The 22360-nt window shown below is 67.3% G+C and carries 19 protein-coding genes; 9 read left to right on the top strand and 10 right to left on the bottom strand.

All coding sequences use genetic code 11. The annotated features are described in order from the left end of the window. The first annotated feature begins 8 nt into the window (after positions 1-8). The 8 genes from IB273_RS01365 (at position 9) to IB273_RS01330 (ending at position 11557) form a co-directional block, all read left to right on the top strand. Positions 9-806: a gamma-carboxygeranoyl-CoA hydratase gene (locus IB273_RS01365; RefSeq protein ID WP_138216247.1), complete on the top strand. Its 798-nt coding sequence runs from the start codon at positions 9-11 to the stop codon at positions 804-806. Continuing rightward, positions 806-2767 (top strand): acetyl/propionyl/methylcrotonyl-CoA carboxylase subunit alpha, encoded by a 1962-nt coding sequence (locus IB273_RS01360; protein ID WP_192223010.1) that lies wholly within the window; start codon positions 806-808, stop codon positions 2765-2767. The genes IB273_RS01365 and IB273_RS01360 overlap by 1 nt, the downstream gene beginning before the upstream one ends. A gap of 178 nt (positions 2768-2945) precedes the next feature. Next, positions 2946-3848 carry a hydroxymethylglutaryl-CoA lyase gene (locus IB273_RS01355; RefSeq protein ID WP_192223009.1) on the top strand — a complete coding sequence of 301 codons (903 nt, stop codon included), beginning with the start codon at positions 2946-2948 and terminating at the stop codon, positions 3846-3848. Between the two features lie 195 nt (positions 3849-4043). Beyond that, complete coding sequence (locus tag IB273_RS01350) at positions 4044-5468, top strand: sigma-54 interaction domain-containing protein (protein ID WP_192223008.1); 1425 nt, start codon at positions 4044-4046, stop codon at positions 5466-5468. 323 nt (positions 5469-5791) lie between these two features. After that, positions 5792-7042, top strand: a complete 1251-nt coding sequence (locus tag IB273_RS01345) for an OprD family porin (RefSeq protein ID WP_081516612.1) — start codon at positions 5792-5794, stop codon at positions 7040-7042. Between the two features lie 93 nt (positions 7043-7135). Continuing rightward, on the top strand, positions 7136-8527 hold the full coding sequence (locus IB273_RS01340; RefSeq protein ID WP_192223007.1) for a GntP family permease: 1392 nt from the start codon (positions 7136-7138) through the stop codon (positions 8525-8527). A 202-nt stretch (positions 8528-8729) separates the two neighbouring features. Beyond that, positions 8730-9500 (top strand): 3-hydroxybutyrate dehydrogenase, encoded by a 771-nt coding sequence (locus IB273_RS01335; protein WP_081516610.1) that lies wholly within the window; start codon positions 8730-8732, stop codon positions 9498-9500. A 101-nt stretch (positions 9501-9601) separates the two neighbouring features. Beyond that, entirely contained in the window at positions 9602-11557 is a 1956-nt protein-coding gene (locus tag IB273_RS01330) for an acetoacetate--CoA ligase (protein WP_192223006.1), read from the top strand. 317 nt (positions 11558-11874) lie between these two features. On the opposite strand, the gene pcaC is transcribed toward IB273_RS01330, so the two are convergent. The 9 genes from pcaC to IB273_RS01285 all read right to left on the bottom strand — a co-directional run bounded on the left by pcaC (position 11875) and on the right by IB273_RS01285 (position 20372). Continuing rightward, positions 11875-12273: a 4-carboxymuconolactone decarboxylase gene (gene pcaC, locus IB273_RS01325; protein ID WP_045208224.1), complete on the bottom strand. Its 399-nt coding sequence runs from the start codon at positions 12271-12273 to the stop codon at positions 11875-11877. Between the two features lie 111 nt (positions 12274-12384). After that, on the bottom strand, positions 12385-13188 hold the full coding sequence (pcaD, locus tag IB273_RS01320; RefSeq protein WP_192223005.1) for a 3-oxoadipate enol-lactonase: 804 nt from the start codon (positions 13186-13188) through the stop codon (positions 12385-12387). 9 nt (positions 13189-13197) lie between these two features. After that, entirely contained in the window at positions 13198-14568 is a 1371-nt protein-coding gene (locus tag IB273_RS01315) for a 3-carboxy-cis,cis-muconate cycloisomerase (protein WP_192223004.1), read from the bottom strand. Between the two features lie 145 nt (positions 14569-14713). Beyond that, positions 14714-15919, bottom strand: coding sequence for a 3-oxoadipyl-CoA thiolase (gene pcaF / locus IB273_RS01310; RefSeq protein ID WP_192210867.1), 1206 nt, complete (start codon positions 15917-15919; stop codon positions 14714-14716). Beyond that, entirely contained in the window at positions 15916-16698 is a 783-nt protein-coding gene (locus IB273_RS01305; RefSeq protein ID WP_081516605.1) for a CoA-transferase subunit beta, read from the bottom strand. Before IB273_RS01305 ends, pcaF begins: the two co-directional genes overlap by 4 nt. After that, complete coding sequence (locus IB273_RS01300; protein WP_081516604.1) at positions 16698-17546, bottom strand: CoA transferase subunit A; 849 nt, start codon at positions 17544-17546, stop codon at positions 16698-16700. The genes IB273_RS01305 and IB273_RS01300 overlap by 1 nt, the downstream gene beginning before the upstream one ends. Before the next feature lie 393 nt (positions 17547-17939). Continuing rightward, positions 17940-18872 carry a catechol 1,2-dioxygenase gene (catA, locus tag IB273_RS01295; protein ID WP_192223003.1) on the bottom strand — a complete coding sequence of 311 codons (933 nt, stop codon included), beginning with the start codon at positions 18870-18872 and terminating at the stop codon, positions 17940-17942. Between the two features lie 46 nt (positions 18873-18918). Continuing rightward, positions 18919-19209 carry a muconolactone Delta-isomerase gene (catC, locus tag IB273_RS01290; protein ID WP_192223002.1) on the bottom strand — a complete coding sequence of 97 codons (291 nt, stop codon included), beginning with the start codon at positions 19207-19209 and terminating at the stop codon, positions 18919-18921. 41 nt (positions 19210-19250) lie between these two features. After that, positions 19251-20372, bottom strand: a complete 1122-nt coding sequence (locus tag IB273_RS01285) for a muconate cycloisomerase family protein (RefSeq protein ID WP_192223001.1) — start codon at positions 20370-20372, stop codon at positions 19251-19253. A 148-nt stretch (positions 20373-20520) separates the two neighbouring features. Between IB273_RS01285 and IB273_RS01280 the strand changes: the two genes are divergently transcribed. Further along, entirely contained in the window at positions 20521-21393 is an 873-nt protein-coding gene (locus IB273_RS01280) for a LysR family transcriptional regulator (RefSeq protein ID WP_192223000.1), read from the top strand. A gap of 18 nt (positions 21394-21411) precedes the next feature. On the opposite strand, the gene IB273_RS01275 is transcribed toward IB273_RS01280, so the two are convergent. Then, positions 21412-22185, bottom strand: a complete 774-nt coding sequence (locus tag IB273_RS01275) for a 1,6-dihydroxycyclohexa-2,4-diene-1-carboxylate dehydrogenase (RefSeq protein WP_151186609.1) — start codon at positions 22183-22185, stop codon at positions 21412-21414. Between the last annotated feature and the right edge of the window lie 175 nt (positions 22186-22360).

Raw genomic sequence — 22360 nt, 5'->3', positions numbered from 1 at the left:
CCGCAGCCATGACCGACTATCAGAACATTGAGCTTGATATCGACCCGCGCGGCGTCGCCACTCTCTGGCTGAACCGCCCGGAGAAGAACAACGCCTTCAACGCCCAGACCATCGCCGAGCTGATCCAGGCGCTGGCTGCCGTGGCCAGCGACGAGCGCGTGCGCCTGGTCGTGCTGCGCGGCCGCGGCCGGCACTTCTGCGGTGGCGCGGACCTGGCGTGGATGCAGGAATCCGTGCAGCTGGACTACCAGGGCAACCTCAACGACGCCCAGCAGCTCGCCGAACTGCTCTACAACCTGCACCAGCTGAACAAGCCGACCCTCGCCATCGTGCAGGGCGCGGCCTTCGGTGGTGGCGTCGGGCTGGTGGCCTGCTGCGACATGGCGCTGGCCGCCGAGGACGCGCAGTTCTGCCTGTCCGAAGTGCGCATCGGCCTGATCCCCGCGACCATCGGCCCGTTCGTCACCAAGGCCATCGGCCAGCGTGCCGCCACCCGCTACGCCATGACTGCCGAACGCTTCAGTGGCCTGCGCGCCCGGGAGCTGGGCCTGGTGGACGAGCACTACCCGGCCGCCGATCTGGATGACGAAGCCGACGCCTGGATCGCCAACCTGCTGAACAACAGTCCGGCGGCCCTGGTGGCCTGCAAGGCGCTGTTCCATGAAATCGGCGCCGGCGAACTCACGCCCGAGCGCCGCCGCTACACCGAAGCCGCCATCGCCCGCATCCGCATCAGCCCCGAAGGGCAGGAAGGCCTGCGCGCCTTCCTGGAAAAACGCAAACCGGCCTGGCAGGAGCAAGTCTGATGAAGAAGATCGATACCCTGCTGGTGGCCAACCGCGGCGAGATCGCCTGCCGCGTGATGCGCACCGCCAAGGCCCTGGGCCTGACCACCGTGGCCGTGCACAGCGCCACCGACCGCAACGCCCGCCACGTCGAAGAGGCGGACATCGCCATCGACCTGGGCGGCGCCAAACCGGCTGAAAGCTACCTGCGCGCGGACGCCGTGCTCGCCGCCGCGAAAGCCGCCGGCGCCCAGGCCATCCACCCCGGCTATGGCTTCCTTTCGGAGAACGCCGGCTTCGCCCGCGCCTGCGAAGAGGCCGGGCTGGTGTTCCTCGGCCCGCCGGCCAGCGCCATCGACGCCATGGGCAGCAAGTCCGCCGCCAAGGCACTGATGGAAACCGCCGGCGTACCACTGGTGCCCGGCTACCACGGCGAGGCCCAGGACTATGCGACGTTCCAGCGCGAGGCCGAGCGCATCGGCTACCCGGTGCTGCTGAAAGCCGCCGCCGGTGGCGGTGGCAAGGGCATGAAGGTGGTCGAGCGCGAGGCCGAACTGGCCGAGGCGCTGGAATCCGCCCAGCGTGAAGCACAGTCCGGTTTCGGCGACTCGCGCATGCTGGTGGAGAAGTACCTGACCAAGCCGCGCCACGTGGAAATCCAGGTATTCGCCGACCAGCACGGCAACTGCCTGTACCTCAACGAACGCGACTGCTCGATCCAGCGCCGCCACCAGAAGGTGGTGGAAGAAGCGCCGGCTCCGGGCCTCTCGCTGGAACTGCGCCAGGGCATGGGCGAGGCCGCCGTGCGCGCCGCCCAGGCCATCGGCTACGTAGGCGCCGGCACCGTGGAGTTCCTCTACGACGAAGGCAGCGGCCAGTTCTTCTTCATGGAAATGAACACCCGCCTGCAGGTGGAGCACCCGGTCACCGAAGCCATCACCGGCCTCGACCTGGTCGCCCTGCAGATTCGCGTCGCCCGTGGTGAACCGCTACCGATCACCCAGGAACAGGTGCCGCTGATCGGCCATGCCATCGAAGTGCGCCTCTACGCCGAAGACCCTGAGGGCGGCTTCCTGCCTGCCAGCGGCCACCTCGCGCTGTACCGCGAACCCGCCGCCGGCCCCGGCCGCCGGGTGGACAGCGGCATCCGCGAGGGCGACGACATCTCGCCGTTCTACGACCCGATGCTGGCCAAGCTGATCGCCTGGGGCGAGAACCGCGAGGAAGCGCGCCAGCGCCTGCTGTCGATGCTCGGCGAAACCGCCGTCGGCGGCTTCAAGACCAACCTGGCCTTCCTGCGCCGCGTGCTGGCCCACCCGGCCTTCGCCGAAGGCGAGCTGGATACCGGCTTCATCGGCCGCTACCAGGATGACCTGCTGCCCGCGGCCACCGCCCTGCCTGAGCGTTTCTGGCAGCTCGCCGCCGAAGCCTGGGTGCAGAGCGAAGCCGCCCGCGTGCGTGGCGACGATGCCCATTCGCCATGGTCCGCCCAGAGCGGCTGGCGCAGTGGCCTGCCGGGGGAAACCGACCTGCACCTGCTGGCCAAGGGCGAGTCGCATGTCGTGCGCCTGCGCCACGCTGATGGCCAGCGCATTGCCAAGCTCGATGGACAGTGGCTGGACGTGAAGGACGGCGACATCCGCCGCCGTCACCAGGTGATCCGCCGTGGCGACAGCCTCTACCTGGAATGGAACGGCGAGCTGGTCAGCGTGCAGCGCTTCGACCCGATCGCCGAGGCCGAAGCCGCGCACTCGCACCAGGGTGGCCTGGGCGCGCCCATGAACGGCAGCATCGTGCGCATCCTGGTCGAACCCGGCCAGAGCGTCGAAGCCGGCGCCGCGCTGGTGGTGCTCGAAGCGATGAAGATGGAACACAGCATTCGCGCGCCGCACGCTGGCGTGGTGAAATCGCTGTATTGCAGCGAAGGCGAACTGGTGTCGGAAGGTACGGCGCTGGTGGAGCTGGAGGAGGCGTCGGCCTGACGCCGGCTTTTGTAGGGCGCATAACGCGCCAGCGTTATCCGCCGCCAGACAACGGCGGATAAAGCGTTCCGCTTTATGCGCCCTACACGACTTCCGCTTGATGCCGCATTTGCAGGAGCGAGCAAGCTCGCTCCTGCAGAAAGCACCGCCCTTCGCGTGAACCCAACGAGGACATTCCATGACCCTGCCCCCATCCGTCCGCCTGGTCGAAGTCGGCCCGCGCGACGGCCTGCAGAACGAGAAACAGCCCATCGCCGTCGCCGACAAGGTGCGTCTGGTGGACGACCTCACCGCCGCCGGCCTGAGCTACATCGAGGTCGGCAGCTTCGTCTCGCCCAAGTGGGTGCCGCAGATGGCCGGCTCGGCCGAAGTCTTCGCCGGCATCCAGCAGAAGGCCGGCGTCACCTACGCCGCGCTGGCACCGAACCTGAAGGGCTTCGAGGCCGCGCTGGAATCGCAGGTGAAGGAAGTTGCGGTATTCGCCGCCGCCTCCGAGGCCTTCTCGCAGAAGAACATCAACTGCTCGATCAGGGAGAGCCTGGAGCGCTTCGTGCCGGTGATGGAAGCCGCGCGCCAGCACGGCGTGCGCGTACGCGGCTACGTTTCCTGCGTGCTCGGCTGCCCCTACCAGGGTGAGGTGGACGCGGAACAGGTTGCTGCCGTCGCTGCGGAATTGCACGCCATGGGCTGCTATGAAGTTTCCCTGGGCGACACCATCGGCGTCGGCACCGCCGGCGCTACCCGGCACATGTTCGAAGTCGTCGGCCAGCGCGTGCCGCGCGCGCAACTGGCCGGGCACTTCCACGACACCTATGGCCAGGCCACGGCTAACGTCTACGCGAGCCTGCTGGAAGGCATCGCGGTGTTCGACAGCTCGGTCGCGGGTCTCGGCGGTTGCCCCTACGCCAAGGGCGCCACCGGCAACGTTGCCACCGAAGACGTGCTCTACCTGCTCAACGGCCTGGGCATCCACACCGGCATCGACCTGGACCTGCTGATCGACGCCGGCCAGCGCATCTGCGCCGTGCTCGACAAGCCCAACGGCTCCCGCGTGGCCAAGGCGCAGTTGTCCAAGCGCTGAAGTCGGCGCAGACCGTACGGCGCATAAAGCGGAACGCGTTATCCGCCGCCAGGCCATCGGCGGATAACGCCTTTGGCGTTATGCGCCCTACCCGGCCGGCCGCTCCTACGAAATTCCCACCCATTCACCGCTACTGACCCCGTTCCCACATCCCGGTACAGTGCGCCCTCTGCCCTTCTCGCGCACGGCCCACCGATGACCGATTCCGACAGCCTCAAGGACTACCCCAGCGTCCGCCAACTGGCGATCCGCTCGCTGTTCGAGATCTTCGAGCAGTTCAGCGAAGGCACGGTGATAGTCGACCGCGAGGCGCGCATCGTCTGGATCAACCAGCGCTACGCCCAGCGCTTCGGCCTGGACAGCGCCGAACAGGCCGTCGGCCGCCCGGTGGAACAGGTGATCCCCGGCAGCCTGATGCGCGAAGTGGTCAGCAGCGGCCGGCCGATGCTGCTGGACATCCTCGACATGGCCAAGGACCCGCTGGTGGTCATGCGCGTGCCGATCCGCGACGATTCAGGCGTGGTCATCGGCGGCATCGGCTTCGCCCTGTTCGACGAACTGCGCGCACTCTCGCCGCTGCTCACCCGTTACCAGCGCATGCAGGCCGAACTGGCCTCGACCCGCTCGCTGCTGCAGGCGCGCCAGGCCAAGTACAGCTTCGCGCACTTCATCGGCACCAGCCCGGCCAGCCTGGAAGTGAAGCGCCGTGCCCGCCGCGGCGCCGCCAGCGAGGCGCCGATCCTGCTGCTGGGCGAGACCGGCACCGGCAAGGAACTGCTCGCCCATGCCATCCATGCATCGTCGCCGCGCGCAGACAAACCCTTCGTCAGCCTCAACGCCGCCGCCATCCCCGAGACCCTGCTGGAAGCCGAGTTCTTCGGCACCGCACCGGGCGCCTTCACCGGCGCCGACCGCAAGGGCCGCGCCGGCAAGCTGCAGATCGCCCAGGGCGGCACGCTGTTCCTCGACGAGATCGGCGACATGCCGCTGACCCTGCAGAGCAAGCTGCTGCGCGTGCTGCAGGAAAAGGAATTCGAGCCGGTGGGCTCCAATGAGGTGCTGCGCAGCGACATCCGCCTGATCGCGGCCACCTCCATCGACCTCGACGCCGCCGTGCGCGAAGGGCGTTTCCGCGCCGACCTGTTCTACCGCATCAACGTCCTGCCCATCGAGATTCCGCCGCTACGTGAGCGCCTGGAAGACCTGCCGGCGCTGTGCGAAGCCATCCTCGACGGCCTGCGCGACGACCGCCAGACCCTCTTCGAGCTGGATGCCGGCGGCATCGCCCTGCTCGCCCGGCACGCCTGGCCGGGCAACGTGCGCGAACTGCGCAACCTGCTGGAGCGCACCGTGCTGCTGGGCGACCGCCCGCAGATCGATGCCGCCGCCCTGCGCTCGGCGCTGGGTGAGCTGCAACCGTTGCCGGTCGGCACAGCAGCGCCGTCAGCCAGGCTGGGCGAAGGGCAGGATTTCTATGCGGCACGGGATGCCTTCGAGCGCGAGCTGATCGCCAACACCCTGGCCGAGCAGGCCGGCAACGTCGACGCCGCCGCGCAGCGCCTCGGACTGGGCCGTTCCACCCTGTACAAGAAGATGGCGACACTGGGTCTGCAATCCTGACCCACCAATCCCGAAACAGAGACAAGTCTCAAAAACGAGACAAGCCAGTTTCTCCACAAAATCACTGCCCCCTGGCATAGCCTTGCGGAAATCCGTCTCCATTCAGAGACAAACGATACCCGTCAGCAGTCGATTTTCTCAAAATAAGACTTGAAAATCAGATAGTTACAATCCTGGCACGGTCCTGGCTATGTCGCCTCTCGCGGCCTTCGCGCCGCACAGCCGACATAACAACAATCAACGCTGCCCGAACGCGAACAGACCCCAGCGGACACCACGGCTAGTCCCGCTTCGCACACGGCGCCGCGCCAGGAGATCACCCGATGAGCCGTACCGCCATTCTGGCCGCCCTCGGTTCCACCCTCGTCCTTTCGCCCCAGGCCTTCGCCGAATTTCTTGCCGACAGCAAGGCCAGCGTCGAACTGCGCAACTTCTACTTCAACCGCGACTTCCGCCAGGACAACGCCGCGCAGTCCAAGCAGGACGAATGGGCGCAGGGCTTTCTGCTGCGCTACGAATCCGGCTACACCGAAGGCACCATCGGCGTGGGTGTGGATGCCCTCGGCCTGCTCGGCGTGAAGCTGGATTCCAGCCCCGACCGCGCCGGCTCCGGCCTGCTGCCGCGCGACAAGGACAAGGTCAACGGCGCCCCGGACGACTACAGCGAGCTGGGCCTGACCGCCAAGCTGCGCGCCTCAAAAAGCACGCTGAAGATCGGCACCCTGCTGCCCAAGCTGCCCACCGTGCTGGCCAACGATTCGCGTCTGCTGCCGCAGACCTTCGAAGGCGCGCACCTGAATTCCGCCGAGTTCGCCGGCCTGACCTTCGACGGTGGCCGCCTGCGCCAGGTGAGCCAGCGCGACTCGTCCAACCGCGAGGACATGACCGTCACCAGCGGCAGCGCGCGCGGCATCGTCGCCACCGACACCAGCGACCAGTTCGACTTCGCCGGCCTGAGCTACAAGTGGACGCCGCAACTCACCACCGGCTACAGCTACGCCAAGCTCGACGGGCTCTACGACCAGCACATCGTCAACCTGGTGCACGTGCTGCCCGTCGCTGCCGGCCAGTCGCTGAAGACCGACCTGCGCTACGCGCGTTCCGACGACGACGGCCACAGCAACGTCGACAACCGCGCCTTCGGCGCGATGCTCACCTACACGCTGGGCGGCCACGGCTTCGGCGCCGGCTACCAGAAGATGAGCGGCGACACCGGCTTCGCCTACATCGGCGGCACCGACGCCTTCCTGGTCAACTTCGTGCAGATCGGCGACTTCGCCAACCGCGACGAGAAGTCCTGGCAGGCCCGCTACGACTACGACTTCGGCGCCCTCGGGGTTCCCGGCCTGACCTTCATGACGCGCTACCTGTCCGGCGACAGCATCGAGCTGGGCGCGGGCAAGCCCGAAGGCAAGGAATGGGAACGCGACACCGATATCGGCTACGTGGTGCAGAGCGGCCCGCTGAAGAACGTCGGCGTGAAGTGGCGCAATGCGACGGTGCGCTCCAGCCACTTCGGCAACGACCTGGACGAGAACCGCCTGATCCTCAGCTACGTGCTGCCGCTCTGGTAACCAACTGACCGCCTGACTCCTGATCGTCAAGCAAGCCCACTACAACAAGAACGACGCGCGGCTCCTGGCCGCGCGACAACTGGAGATACTTCGATGAGCGTGGTCATCGCCCTTGCAGCCCTCGCCCTGCTGATGCTCGCCGCCTACCGCGGCTACAGCGTGATCCTCTTCGCCCCCATCGCGGCGCTGCTCGCGGTGCTGCTGACGGACCCTGCCGCCGTCGCCCCGGCCTTCACCGGGGTGTTCATGGAGAAGATGGTCGGCTTCGTCAAACTCTACTTCCCGGTGTTCCTGCTCGGCGCGGTGTTCGGCAAGCTGATCGAGCTGTCGGGCTTCTCGCGCTCCATTGTCGCCGCCGCCATCCGCCTGCTTGGCACCAGCCAGGCGATGCTGGTGATCGTGCTGGTCTGCGCCCTGCTCACCTACGGCGGCGTCTCGCTGTTCGTGGTGGTGTTCGCGGTCTACCCCTTCGCTGCCGAGATGTTCCGCCAGAGCAACATTCCCAAGCGGCTGATCCCGGCGACCATCGCCCTGGGCGCGTTCAGTTTCACCATGGATGCCCTGCCCGGCACCCCGCAGATCCAGAACATCATCCCCACCGCCTTCTTCAACACCACCGGCTGGGCCGCGCCCTGGCTGGGGCTGATCGGCAGCCTCTTCGTGTTCAGCGTCGGCATGCTGTTCCTGCGTCGCCAGGCCGGCAAGGCGCGCGCCGCCGGCGAGGGCTACGGCAGCGAGCTGCGCAACGAGCCGGAAACCGCCGACGACATCCGGCTGCCCAACCCGCTGCTGGCGCTCTCGCCGCTGGTGCTGGTGGGCGTCGCCAACCTACTGTTCACCCACTGGATTCCCCAGGTCTACGGCAAGACCCACAGCCTGCAACTGGCCGGCATGGCCGCCCCGGTGGCCAGCGACGTGGCCAAGCTGACCGGCATCTGGGCGGTGCAGGCGGCGCTGCTGCTGGGCATCCTGCTGGTGCTGGTGACCAGCTTCGCGGTGATCCGCAGCAAGCTTGCAGAGGGCAGCAAGACCGCCGTGGGCGGCGCGCTGCTGGCGGCCATGAACACGGCTTCGGAATACGGCTTCGGTGCGGTGATCGCCTCGCTGCCGGGCTTCCTGGTGCTGGCCGATGCGCTGAAGAAGATTCCCGATCCGCTGATCAACGAAGCCATCACCGTCACCACCCTGGCCGGCATCACCGGCTCGGCGTCGGGCGGCATGAGCATCGCCCTGGCGGCCATGTCCGAGCAGTTCATCGCCGCCGCCCACGCCGCCAACATCCCGCTGGAAGTGCTGCACCGGGTCGCGGCCATGGCCTCTGGCGGCATGGATACCCTGCCGCACAACGGCGCGGTCATCACCCTGCTCGCGGTTACCGGCCTGACCCACCGCGAGGCCTACAAGGACATCTTCGCCATCACCCTGATCAAGACCCTCGCGGTGTTCGTGGTGATAGGTACCTTCTACGCCACCGGGATCGTTTAAGAATCCGCTTGTGGCTAGCTGCGCGTCGGCATAACTGCGTCAAAAGCAGGCGATGACTGCTCATTGACTACACGTCAACTCCGCGCCCTCGCCTGCTTGTTCCTTGTTCTGCTCCAGCTCGCAAGGCCACAAACGAATTCTGGGCAGTCCTGTGTATTGATAGTCGCAGCAATGCGGCCAACCCGTTCCAGAGGAGATTTGCATGACTCTCAAAGGCAAGACCGCACTGGTCACCGGCTCCACCAGCGGCATCGGCCTGGGCATCGCCGCGCGCCTGGCACAGGCGGGTGCCAACGTGGTGGTCAACGGCTTCGGCGATATCGACGCGGCGGTACGCGAGCTGTCGGTACATGGCACACGCATCGGCCACCACGGCGCAGACATGGCGCAACCCGAACAGATCGCCGAGATGATCGCCTACGTCGAGCGCGAGTTCGGCGGACTCGACATCCTGGTCAACAACGCGGGCATCCAGCACGTCGCGGCGCTGGAGGATTTCCCCGTGGAGCGCTGGAACGCGATCATCGCCATCAACCTCTCCTCGGTGTTCCACACCACCCGCCTGGCGCTCCCGGGCATGCGCCAGCGCGGCTGGGGGCGCATCCTCAACATCGCCTCGACCCACGGCCTGGTCGCCTCTGCCGGCAAGAGCGCCTACGTGGCCGCCAAGCACGGGGTGATCGGCCTGACCAAGACCACCGCCCTGGAAACCGCCACCAGCGCCATCACCTGCAACGCCATCTGCCCCGGCTGGGTGCTGACGCCGCTGGTGCAGCAGCAGATCGACGCGCGCATAGCGGCCGGTGCCACACCCGAACAGGCACGCCACGACCTGCTGGCGGAGAAGCAGCCGTCGCTCGACTTCGTCACCGCCGACCAGCTGGGCGAGCTGGCGCTATTCTTGTGTTCTGAAGCCGCCGCCCAGGTCCGCGGCGCCGCCTGGAACATGGACGGCGGCTGGGTCGCGCAGTGATTCACCCGCAGCGGCGAAGCACTTCCGGCGACGCTTCGTGTCAAGATGATGGGGGCCGCTGGTCGGCGGTGCCCACCGTTCCTTCGCTGGAGTCGTCGTCAATGAACCCACTGCTCTGGACACCCTCCCCCGAACGCATCGCCGCCACCCGGATGGACGCCTTCCGCCGCAAGGTGGCGCAGCAGCACGGAGTCGACCTGCCCGACTACGCCGCATTGCATGCCTGGAGCATCGCCGAGCGCGAAGCCTTCTGGCTGGCCATCATCGACACCTTCGGCGTGCAGTTCCACGAGGCACCCACGACGGTCCTCGAGGAAGGCCCGGAAATGCCCGATGCGCGCTGGTTCCCCGGCGCCACCCTGAACTTCGCCGAACACCTGCTGCGCCGTCGCGACAACAAGCCGGCGCTGATCGCCATCAGCGAGGATGAGCGTCGCGAGGTGATCAGCCATGCCGAGCTGGCCGCCCAGGTCGCCGGCCTGCAGTGTGCCCTGCGCGAAGCCGGCGTGGGCGTCGGCGACCGCGTCGCGGCCTTCATGCCCAACACCTGGCAGACCGTGGTCGGCATGCTCGCCACCACCAGCCTCGGCGCCACCTGGTCGAGCTGCTCGCCAGACTTCGGCACCCATGGCGTGATCGACCGCTTCGGCCAGATCGAGCCCAAGGTGCTGATCGCCTGCGCCGGCTACCGCTACGCCGGCAAGGTGCTGGACCTCAGTGCCAAGCTCAACGAAATCCTCGCCCAGCTGCCCACCCTGGAGCAGCTGGTGATCGTCCCCTACGCCAACGGCCACGCGCGACGCAGCGACTTCCAGACGCCGGCGCGGGTCAGCCTCTGGCAGGACTTCTTCCACAGCGGCGGCGAGCCGGTATTCACCCCGGTGCCTTTCGACCACCCGCTGTACATCCTCTACTCCTCCGGCACCACCGGCGTGCCCAAGTGCATTGTCCACGGCGCCGGCGGCGTGCTGCTGCAGCACCTGAAGGAGCACGGCCTGCACGTCGACCTGGGCAACAACGACACGCTGTTCTACTACACCACCTGCGGCTGGATGATGTGGAACTGGCTGGTCTCGGGACTCGCCGTCGGCGCGACGCTGGTGCTCTACGACGGCTCGCCCTTCCACCCCGGCCCCGAGCGCCTGATGGACCTGATCGACGCGGAGAACATCAGCGTGTTCGGCACCAGCGCCAAGTACATCGCCGCACTGGAAAAGGCCAACGTGCGGCCGCGCCAGAGCCACTCGCTGGAACGTCTGAAGACCCTGCTCTCGACCGGTTCGCCACTGGCCCACGAGAGCTTCGACTACGTCTACCGCGAGGTGAAACCCGACCTCTGCCTGTCGTCGATCTCCGGCGGCACCGACATCGTTTCCTGCTTCGCCATCGGCAATCCGACCCTGCCGGTGTGGCGCGGGGAAATCCAGTGCAAGGCACTGGGCATGGCGGTGGAAGTCTGGGACGAGGCCGGCAGACCGGTGCGCGGCGAGAAAGGCGAGCTGGTCTGCGTGCGGCACTTCCCGTCGATCCCGGCGGGCTTCTGGAACGACGAGAACAACGAGAGATTCCTCGATGCCTACTTCGCCACCTTCCCCGGCGTCTGGGCCCACGGCGACTACGCCGAGGAAACCGAGCACGGCGGTCTGGTGATCCATGGCCGTTCCGATGCCGTACTCAACCCCGGCGGTGTGCGCATCGGCACCGCGGAAATCTACCGCCAGGTGGAGAAGATCGAACAGGTGCTGGAGTCCATCGCCATCGGCCAGGAGTGGCAAGGCGACGTGCGCGTGGTGCTGTTCGTGCGACTGCGTGACGGCGTGGAACTGGACGAAGCGCTGCAGGAACGCATCCGCCAGACCATCCGCAGCAACACCACCCCACGCCATGTGCCGGCGAAGATCCTCGCGGTCAGCGACATCCCGCGCACCATCAGCGGCAAGATCGTCGAACTGGCGGTACGCAACGTGGTGCACGGCCAGCCGGTGAAGAACACCGACGCACTGGCCAACCCGCAGGCGCTCGAGCTGTTCAGGTACAGGAAGGAGTTGGAGAGCTGAGTCTCTCCAGATTCGTGGAGAGCGGCTCTTGATCTCGTAACAGAGCTTCTCCGCGATCCGGCCGGCAGGCCGGCAGGCCTGTTCCGCCATCGCGGGCATGGCCCGCTCCTACAGGGACATCGCATTCGGATGGGCTGGGGCACCTGGCCCATGCCCACGATCCATCGTAGGGCGCATAACCTGGAACAGGTTATCCGCCGGCGATCCTGCGGCGGATAACGCTGGCGCGTTATGCGCCCTACAAGAACAGCCCCTACCTGCGATCAGCGCTCTCGCCAATCAGTCACCGCCTGGATGCGTGGTCCGGGCGGCGCTGATCAGGCGTCGCCCAGCGACTCGGTGCCCAGCTCGTCCCACACCGCCTCGGCGAGGTGGAAGGTGGCGTTGGCGGCCGGAATGCCGCAGTAGATCGCACTCTGCAGCAGGACTTCCTTGATCTCTTCGCGGGTCACGCCGTTGTTGCGCGCGGCGCGCAGGTGCAGCGTCAGCTCGCCCTCGCGGTTCATGCCAATCAGCATGGCGATGGTAATCAGGCTGCGGGTGTGGCGCGGCAAGCCGGGGCGGGTCCAGATGTCACCCCAGGCATGGCGGGTGATCATTTCCTGGAACTCTTCGTTGAAGGCGTTGCGCTTCTGCAGGCTGCGGTCGACGTGGGCATCGCCCAGCACCGCGCGGCGCACCTGCATGCCGGCTTCGTAGCGTTCTTTCTCGTCCATCTCAAACTCCGTCAAATCCCCGTAGGATGGGTGGAGCGCAGCGATACCCATGCTGTCATCGCACAGAACCGATGGGGTTCGCTGCGCTCTACACCATCCTACGAAGAGCGGTTAAGCGCGCAGGAAGTCCAGCACGCGCTGGCTGAAGGCATCGCCGGCCTGCACGTTGGACAGGTGCGCGGCGCGGAATTCCGCCAGCTCGGCGCCGGGAATGCGCGCCTGCAGGAAGCGGCCGTCCTCGGTGGTGGTCACCGGGTCGGCAGCGCCGCAGACCACCAGGGTCGGCGCAGTGATCGCACCGATCTCACCACGGAAATCGGCATCACGCACAGCCGCGCAGTTGGCTGCGTAACCTTCCGGCGAGGTCTGCGCCAGCATGCCGACGATAGGCTCGACCTTGCCCGGCTCAGCTTCGGCGAAGTCGGCGGTGAACCAGCGCGAGATCGAAGCATCACGCAGATTGCGCATGGCCTCGGCGCCGCCGCTGAGCACGGTCTCGATACGCGGGTTCCAGACTTCCGGGGTGCCGATCTTGGCGGCGGTGTTGCACAGCACCAGGCGCTCGATGCGCTCCGGCGCATGGATGGCCAGCCACTGGCCGATCAGGCCGCCCATGGACAGGCCGCAGAAATGCGCGCGCGGGATGTCCAGAGCGTCCAGCAGGGCCAGCACGTCGCGGCCATTCTGCTCGATGCTGTACGGGCCGGGAGTGACCAGCGAAGCGCCGTGGCCACGGGTGTCATAGCGCAGCACGCGGAAGTGTTCGGCGAAGGCGGCGACCTGCGCGTCCCACATGTGCAGGTCGGTGCCCAGAGAGTTGGACAGCACCAAAACCGGAGCGTCGGCGGGGCCTGAGAGTCGCGGCCCTTCAAGTAAGTAATTCAGGTCGCCATCGGCGAGACGTACGGCAGGCATGCAAGGCTCCTATGGGGATTCTTTGCGCAAGGAAAGTGCTTGGTGTTCGGCCAGCGCGAGCTCGACCCAGCGGCGCGCCTGGCCCAGGTAATGGGCGGGATCGAGCAGGCGATCCAGCTCTTCGGCATTCAGTTGGGCGGCGACTTCGGCGTTGGCACCGAGCACCGCGCGCAGGTGTGCACCCTCCTTCACCGCCTGTTTGCAGCACTGCTCCACCAGGTGGTGTGCGGCGTCGCGGCCGATGCGCTGGGCCAGGGCGATGCTCACGGCTTCGGCGAGCACCAGGCCACGGGTCAGGTCAAGGTTGGCCAGCATGCGCTCGGCATCCACTTCCAGGCCCGGCACCAGGCTCATTGCCTGTTGCAGCGCACCGGAGACGAGGCAGCACAGCTCCGGCAGGCTTTCCCATTCGGCGTGCCACAAGCCGAGGCTGCGCTCGTGTTCCTGGGGCATGGCGGCGAACAGGGTCGAGACCAGGCCGGGCGCGCGGGTCGCCGCGCCAATCAGCACGGCGGCGCCCACCGGGTTGCGCTTGTGCGGCATGGTGGAGGAACCACCCTTGCCCGGCGCGGAAGGCTCGAAGACTTCGCCGGCCTCGGTCTGCATCAGCAGGCTGAGATCGCGGCCCAGTTTGCCCAGGCTGCCGGCGATCAGGCCGAGCAGGCTGGCGAACTCCACCAGGCGGTCGCGCTGGGTGTGCCAGGGTTGTTCGGGGAGTTGCAGGTCCAGCTCTTCAGCCAGCGCTTCGGCCACGGCGAAGCCCTGCTCGCCCAGCGCGGCGAGGCTGCCGGAGGCGCCGCCGAATTGCAGGCACAGCAGGCGCGGCTTGAGTTCGCTCAGACGCTGGCGATGGCGGGTAATCGCACCCAGCCAGCCGGCGATCTTCATGCCGAGGGTGACGGGCGTGGCGTGCTGCAGCCAGGTGCGGCCGACCATGGGCGTGCCGGCGTGGGCTTGTGCTTGTACGGCGAGCGCGTCGGCCAACTGGGCGAGGTCGCCTTCGAGCAGCTCAATGGCGGCACGCAACTGCAGGACCAACCCGGAGTCCATGGCGTCCTGGCTGGTGGCGCCCAGGTGCACGTAGCGCTCGGCTTCGGCGTCCTCGGCGGCGATACGCTTGCCCAGCGCCTTCACCAGCGGGATCGCGGAATTACCGGCGCTGCAGATGGCCTGCGCCAGTGCAGCGAAATCGTAGAGTTCGGCGCGGCAGGCGGCGGCGACGGGCGCCACGGCGCTTGCCGGGATCACACCCACGCGGGCCTCGGCACGGGCCAGCGCGGCCTCGAAGTCGAGCATGCCCTGCACCCGGCCGTGGTCGCTGAAGATCGCGCGCATGGCGGGCTGGGTGAAGTAGGCGTCGAACAGAAGGTTGGTGCTCACGAGGTGGCTCCGGAGATCGGCGGGCGTTGTCGGACAGTATGACCGGAGAGTTGCCTTTCGTAGGGCGCATAACGCGCCAGAGTATCCGCCGACCCATGGCCGGCGGATAACCTGTTCCAGGTTATGCGCCCTACAAGGCCAGCGGTCACACGCGCTCGACGACCAGCGCCACGCCCTGCCCTACGCCCACGCACATGGTGCACAGGCCGAGCTTGCCGCCGGACTTCTGCAGCTGGTGCACAGCGGTCAGCACCAGGCGCGCGCCGCTGGCACCCAGCGGGTGGCCGAGGGCGATGGCGCCGCCGTTGGGGTTCACCCGTACGTCGTCATCGGCGATGCCCAGATCACGGGTCACCGCCAGACCTTGCGCGGCAAAGGCTTCGTTCAGCTCGATGACATCGAACTGGTCGACTGACAGGTTCAGGCGTTCCAGCAGCTTGCGCACCGCCGGCACCGGGCCGATGCCCATCACGCGCGGGGCGACACCGGCGCTGGCCATGCCGAGCACCTTCGCGCGCGGCGTCAGGCCGTGTTTCTTCACCGCCTCGGCGCTGGCGAGGATCAGCGCCACGGCACCGTCATTCACGCCGGAAGCGTTGCCGGCAGTGACGGTCTTACCTTCGCCGTTGACCGGCTTGAGCTTGGCCAGCGCTTCCAGGGTGGTGTCCGGGCGCGGGTGTTCGTCGGTGTCGACGACGGTGTCACCCTTGCGACCCTTGATCACCACCGGGACGATTTCCTCGGCGAAGTAGCCGTTGGCCTGGGCGACGCCGGCACGCTGCTGGCTGCGCAGGGAAAAGGCGTCCTGGTCGGCGCGGTTGACGTTGTAATCGTCGGCCACGTTGTCGGCGGTCTGCGGCATGGCGTCCACGCCGTACTGCGCCTTCATCAGCGGATTGATGAAGCGCCAGCCGATGGTAGTGTCCTCGATCTTCTGGCCGCGGCCGAAGGCGCTGTCGGCCTTGCCCATCACGTAGGGCGCGCGGGACATGGACTCGACGCCGCCAGCGATGACCAGCTCGGCCTCGCCGCTGGCGATGGCGCGGAAGCCGGTGCCTACCGCGTCCAGGCCCGAGGCGCAGAGACGGTTGAGGGTCACGCCCGGCACGCTTTCCGGCAGGCCAGCCAGCAGCAGCGCCATACGCGCCACGTTGCGGTTGTCCTCGCCGGCCTGGTTGGCGCAGCCGAGGTAGACCTCGTCCAGCGCGGCCCAGTCGACTTGCGGGTTACGTTCCAGCAGCGCCTTCACCGGCACGGCGGCGAGATCGTCGGCGCGCACACCGGAGAGCGAGCCGCCGAAGCGACCGATGGGCGTGCGCACGGCGTCGCAGATGAAGACCTCGCGGCTCATTCCTCACCTCCCAGCTGGCCGTGGGCGGCGGCGGTGCGGGCTTCGAGGGCGCGCAGGGCTTCCAGCTCGACGTCGGTCGGCGCGACGGTCTCGGTCACCTGCTCAGCGAAGCGGATCGCCCAGCCGGTGTTCTCGACCACCTGCTCGCGGGTCACGCCCGGGTGCAGGGTGGTGACGATGAATTCGTTGCTGCCGGCTTCCGGCTCCATGATGCACAGGTCGGTGATGATCGCCACCGGGCCCTTGCCTGGGAGGCCGAGCTGCTTGCGATGGTCGCCGCCCTCGCCGAAGCCGACCGAGGTGATGAAGGCCAGCTTGTCGACGAAGGTGCGGTGGGACTGCTTGAGGATGATCAGCACTTCCTTGGCGGAACCGGCGATCTCCGGCGCGCCACCGGCGCCAGGCAGGCGCACCTTGGGCTTGTTGTAGTCGCCGATGACAGTGGTGTTGATGTTGCCGAAGCGGTCGACCTGGGCTGCGCCGAGAAAGCCGACGTCGATGCGCCCGCCCTGCAGCCAGTAGCGGAAGATCTCGCCGGTGGGCACCACGGTGTCGGCGGTCTCGGCCAGCTCGCCGTCGCCGATGGACAGCGGCAGCACGCTGGGCTTGGCGCCGATGGGGCCCGATTCGTAGATCAGGACCACGTCCGGCGAGGCGGTCAGACGCGCGAGGTTGGCGGCCTTGGACGGCAGGCCGATACCGACGAAGCAGACGGCACCGTTCTTCAGGCGGCGGGCGGCGGCCACGGTCATCATTTCATTGGTGCTGTAGGCGCTCATTACTTGGCCTCCGCGAGCTTGGCTTTGAACTCGTTGAAATCTTTCGTGCCGCGGATGTAGGTATCGATCCAGGCGTTGAAGGTGTCGCGGTCGCGGGCGATCGGGTCCCAGGCCTGGTAGAAGCGGTTGTCGCGCTCGGAGTAGCCGTGGGCGTAGGACGGGTGCGAACCGCCGGGCACCAGGCAGACGGCGGACAGCGCCCAGGTCGGCAGCACGCAGGAGTTCATCGGCGCATTCAGGTCGTCGACGATTTCCTCGACGGTGACGATGCAGCGCTTGGCGGCCAGGGCGGCTTCCTTCTGCACGCCAAGGATGCCCCACAGCAGCACGTTGCCCTTGCGGTCGGCCTTCTGCGCGTGGATCACGGTGACGTCCGGACGCACCGACGGCACGGCAGCCAGTTGCTCACCGGTGAACGGGCAGTTGATGAACTTGATGTTCGGGTTGACCTTCGGCAGGTCGGAGCCGGCGTAGGCGCGCAGCACGGCGAACGGTAGGCCCGAGGCGCCGGCGACGTAGGAGTTGGCGAGGTCGGCGTGGCTGTGCTCGTCGATCTCCAGCTCCCGCGGCCAGCCCTTCTCCACCGCGTCACGCAGGCGATGCAGCGAACCGACACCGGGGTTGCCGCCCCAGGAGAAGGTCAGCTTGCGCACGCAGCCGGCACCGATCAGCAGGTCGTAGACCAGGTCGGGGGTCATGCGCACCAGGTGCAGGTCTTTCTTGCCCTGGCGGATCAGCTCGTGGGAGGCAGCGGTCGGGATCAGGTGGGTGAAGCCTTCGAGCGCGACGGTATCGCCGTCGTTGACGAAGCGCTCGACCGCTTCGCGGAGAGTCAGGAGTTCAGCCATGGTCGGTCTCGTTGTGTAGGGGGTGCCGATGGGAAAACAGTACCGTCGGGGGGATGGGCGAACAATGCGATAATCGACTATTGGTGCGAATATCGAACACTTCTCTTAGGGGGCTAACGGCTGGTTTTCACGGGATCGGAGGTGTCTGAAGGTGGACGCAGACGTTGTCCGCGGGTCGCGGGCATGGCCCGCTCCTACAGTGTTGGCACAGCGTCGGTCTGTAGGAGTTGGCCATGCCTGCGACAGCCCGAGCTGCGGAGCATCAGGGCGCTCTGCGTAGGATGGGTGGAGCGCAGCGATACCCATGCGGTCGGTGCACGGATCGATGGGTATCGCTGCGCTCCACGCCATCCTACGGCGGGGTTACCGGAAAGGCCGGAGCGCTGGCGGGAATCAGGCTTCCTGCAGCGCGCGGGGACGGCTGCTGCGGTCTTCGGCGTCGGAGGAAGCCGCCTGCTGCAGCTGGAAGTCGAACTCGATCTCGGCGAAGCGCCCGTCCACACCGCGCGCCTGGGCGGCAGCCGCGTCCTCGACGAAACGCACCTCGCCGATCAGACCGTCACGGGTGGCGTAGGCGAAGTCGTCCCACAGGTACTGATCGCCGGCCAGGTTGATCTGCGTGGTCAGGTGACGATGCCCCGGTGCGGAGATGAAGAAGTGGATATGCGCCGGGCGCTGGCCGTGGCGGCCAAGCTGATCGAGGAGCTCCTGGGTCGGGCCGTCCGGCGGGCAGCCGTAGCCGCTGGGCACGATGCTGCGGGCCTTGTAGCGGCCTTCGGCGTCGGTGACGATGCGCCGGCGCAGGTTGAACTCGGACTGGGTGCTGTCGAAGTACGAGTAGGTGCCCTGGGTGTTGGCGTGCCAGAGGTCGACCACGGCGCCGACCAGCGGCTTGCCCTGCGGGTCGAACACGCGGCCGGAAAGGAACATCACGGTGCCCGCGTCCTTGCCGTCATCCATCCGCGCTTCGCCTTCGGACAGCGGCGCGCCGGCCACATACAGCGGGCCTTCGATGGTGCGCGGGGTACCGCCGCCGATACCGGCAGCCGCGTCCTGGGCGTCCAGCAGCAGGTCGAGGTAGTGCTCGACGCCGAGGCCGGCGACGACCAGGCCGGCTTCCTGACGGGAGCCGAGTCGGTTGAGGTAGTCCACCGCTTTCCAGAATTCGTCGGGGGTGACGTTCATGTCTTCGATCAGTTTCGCGGTGTCCTGCAGGATGCGCAGGACGAGGTTCTTCACGCGCGGGGTGCCCTGGTCATTCAGGGCGCCGCTGGCCTCTTCGAAGAACTTCTGGATGTCGGCAGTCTGGGAAATCTTCACGGTCATGATGCGATCCTCAAGTCTTGTTCTTGTTGAGTCGTTCGGACAGAAATCAGCGGTCGTCGGTATGGATCGAGGACGGATGGCGGCAGAGCCCGTCGACCTCGATGTCCATGTACGGGGACAGCGGCAGCTGCATCAGGGTGTCGTGCAGTTCCTCGACGCTGGCGAGGTCGAACACGCTGTAGTTGGCGTAGTGCCCGGCGATGCGCCACAGGTGGCGCCACTTGCCCTCGCGCTGCAGGCGCTGGGCCAGCTCCTTCTCGTCGGCCTTGAGCTGGGCAGCCTTGGCCGGGTCCATGTCGACGGGCAATTTCACGGTCATCTTCACGTGGAACAGCATCGGGTCTTCTCCTCTATCGGGCAGTCGGAAAGGGTTGCAAATCAGTGGCGGCGGAAGCGCGCCAGGCGCTCCTCGTCGAGGGTCAGGCCCAGGCCGGGCGTGCGCGGAACATGCAGCTGGAAGTCGCGGTAGACCGGCGCCTCGGTGACGATTTCCTCGGTGAGCAGCAGCGGGCCGAACAGCTCGGTGGCCCAGGTCAGCTTCTCCAGGGTGAGGAAGGCGTGGGCCGAGGCCAGGGTGCCGACCGCGCCTTCGAGCATGGTCCCGCCGTACAACGCGATGCCGGCGGCTTCGGCGATCTGCGCAGTGCGCAGAACGGCGCGCGGGCCACCGTTCTTGGCGATCTTCAGGGCGAAGATGCTGGCGGCGCCGTCAGCGGCGAGGCTGAAGGCGTCGGCCACGCTCTCGATGGATTCGTCGGCCATGATCGGCGCCGGGCTGCGCTGGTTCAGGCGCACCTGGCCGCTGCGGTTGATGCGCGAGATGGGTTGTTCGATGAGGTCGATGCCGTTCTCGCCGAGCACCTGGCAGCCACGGATGGCCTGGGATTCGTCCCAACCCTGGTTGACGTCCACGCGCACGCTGGCGCGCTCGCCCAGGGCCTTCTTGATCGCCACCACGTGCTTGAGGTCCTGCTCCAGCGGGTTGGCGCCGATCTTCAGCTTGAAGATGCGGTGGCGGCGGATGTCGAGCATCTGCTCGGCTTCGGCGATGTCGCGGGCGGTGTCGCCGGAGGCCAGGGTCCAGGCCACTTCGAGACTGTCGCGCACCCGACCGCCGAGCAGCTCGCTGACCGGCAGGCCGAGGCGCTTGCCCTGGGCGTCCAGCAGCGCGCTCTCGATACCCGAGCGGGCAAAGGTGTTGCCCTTGATCGACTTGTCCAGGCGCTGCATGCAGGCGTTGATGTTGCTGGCGTCCTGGCCCTTGAGCAGCGGCGCGAAGTGCGCGTCGATGTTGGCCTTGATGCTTTCCGGGCTCTCGTTGCCATAGGCCAGGCCACCGATGGTGGTGGCTTCGCCGATGCCCTCGACGCCGTCGGAGCAGCGCAGGCGGATGATCACCAGCGTCTGCTGCTGCATGGTGTGCATGGCCAGCTTGTGCGGGCGGATGGTCGGCAGGTCGACGATGATCGACTCGATGCGTTCGATGACGGGGCTACTCATGGACGGCGTTCCGGTCTGGGATTTGTGGGTGGGCCGGGCCGCATTGCGGCGATACCCGACAGGTCTTTTCACGATTGACGAAGGATTGCGCCGGGGCCTACAGGCAGTCCAATATCGTTGCCATCTTGTTGCATACCCTGGAGGTATCATGGAGCTGCGACACCTGCGCTACTTCCGCGAAGTGGCCGGCACCCTCAACTTCACCCGCGCCGCCGAGCGCCTGCACATCGCCCAGCCGCCACTGAGCCGGCAGATCCAGCAGCTCGAGGAACTGCTTGGCGTAGCGCTGCTGGAGCGTGGCCGACCGCTGCGCCTGACCGACGCCGGGCGCTACTTCCACGAGCAGACCGGCACCCTGCTGGCGCAGCTGGAAAGCATCTGCGAGAGCACCCGGCGCATCGGCCAGGGCGAGCGCCAGTGGTTCGGCATCGGCTTCGCGCCCTCGACGCTGTACGACGGCTTGCCCGAGCTGATCCGCGAGTTGCGCGGCGACGCCGCTCTGGAGCTGGGGCTGCAGGAAATGACCACGGTGCAGCAGGTCGAGGCGCTGAAAAGCGGGCGCATCGACATCGGCTTCGGGCGCATCCGCATCGACGATCCGGCGATTACCCAGCAGGTCTTGCGCGAGGAGCCGATGGTCGCCGTGTTGCCCGCCGGCCATCGCCTGCTCGGCACGCCGCTGAGCCTGGAACAGCTGGCCGGCGAGGACTTCGTGCTCTACCCCGCCAACCCGCGCCCCAGCTACGCCGACCACGTGCTGGCGCTGTTCGCCAACCACGGCCTGGGCATCCGCGTGGCGCAGTGGACCAACGAATTGCAGACCGCCATCGGCCTGGTCGCCGCCGGGCTGGGCGTGGCGCTGGTGCCGGCGTCGGTGCAGCAACAGCACCGCGCCGACATCGGCTACGCCACGCTGACCGACGCCGGGGCGGTCTCGCCGATCATCCTCAGCCAGCGCCGCGGCGACGTCAGCGCGCCGCTGCAACGCTGCCTGCAACTGATCGGCGCAAACCTGCCGTAAGGGCATCATGGCGGCGACTCAGCCCAGGTCGCCGCCACCCACCGGCAGGGTCACGCCGGTGATGTAGCTGGCTTCGTCGGAGGCGAGGAAGAGGATCGCGCCGACCTGCTCGTCGATGCTGCCATAGCGCTTCATCAGGCTGCTGTCGAGGGTCTGGTCGACGATCTGCTGGTACCAGGCTTTCTCCTCCTCGCTCTGCTGCGCCGCGTTGCGCGGGATGCGCCGCGGCGGCGCTTCGGTGCCGCCGGGCGCGGTGGCGTTGACCCGCACGCCGCGCTCGGCGGTCTCGAAGGCCAGGCACGCAGTCAGCGCGTTCACCCCGCCCTTCGCCGCCCCGTAGGGCACGCGATTAACCCCACGGGTGGCGATGGACGAGACGTTGACGATGGCGCCCGCGCCCTGCTCCAGCATCGGCACCAACGCCGCGCGGCAGCACCACAGGGTCGGGAACAGCGAGCGGCGCACCTCGGCTTCGATCTCGTCCTCGGCGTAATGCTCGAAGGGCTTCGCCCAGATGGTGCCGCCGACGTTGTTGACCAGGATGTCGAGGCGGCCGAAGCGCTCGATGGCCTGGGCGACCACGCCCTGGCAGTCGGCAAAGCGCTCCAGGTCGGCAGTCAGGGTGAGCACTTCGCCGTGCTGGCCGAGGGCGTCCTGCAGTTCGTGGACGATTTCCGAGCGGTCCACGGCGATGACCTTGGCGCCCTCTTCCACCAGGCGTTCGGCGACGCGCCGGCCGATGCCCTGGGCGGCGCCGGTGACGAGGGCGATCTTGTTGTTGAATCGGTTCATGGAAACCTCATGTTCAGTTGATTCCCGAAACTTGGTGCGTTACCCACCACCCTCACCCCAGCCCTCTCCCAGAGGGAGAGGGGGCCGTCCGTACCGGTTGATACCGTGGTTCTATCCTGCGCCGAACGGTCCCCTCTCCCGCTTGCGGGAGAGGGTTAGGGTGAGGGGCTCTTGA

Origin of the sequence: Pseudomonas sp. PDM19, assembly GCF_014852215.1 — a bacterium.
Taxonomy (GTDB): domain Bacteria; phylum Pseudomonadota; class Gammaproteobacteria; order Pseudomonadales; family Pseudomonadaceae; genus Pseudomonas.
Note: the sequence above shows the minus strand (reverse complement) of the source record. Positions and strands in the feature narration are given on the sequence as shown.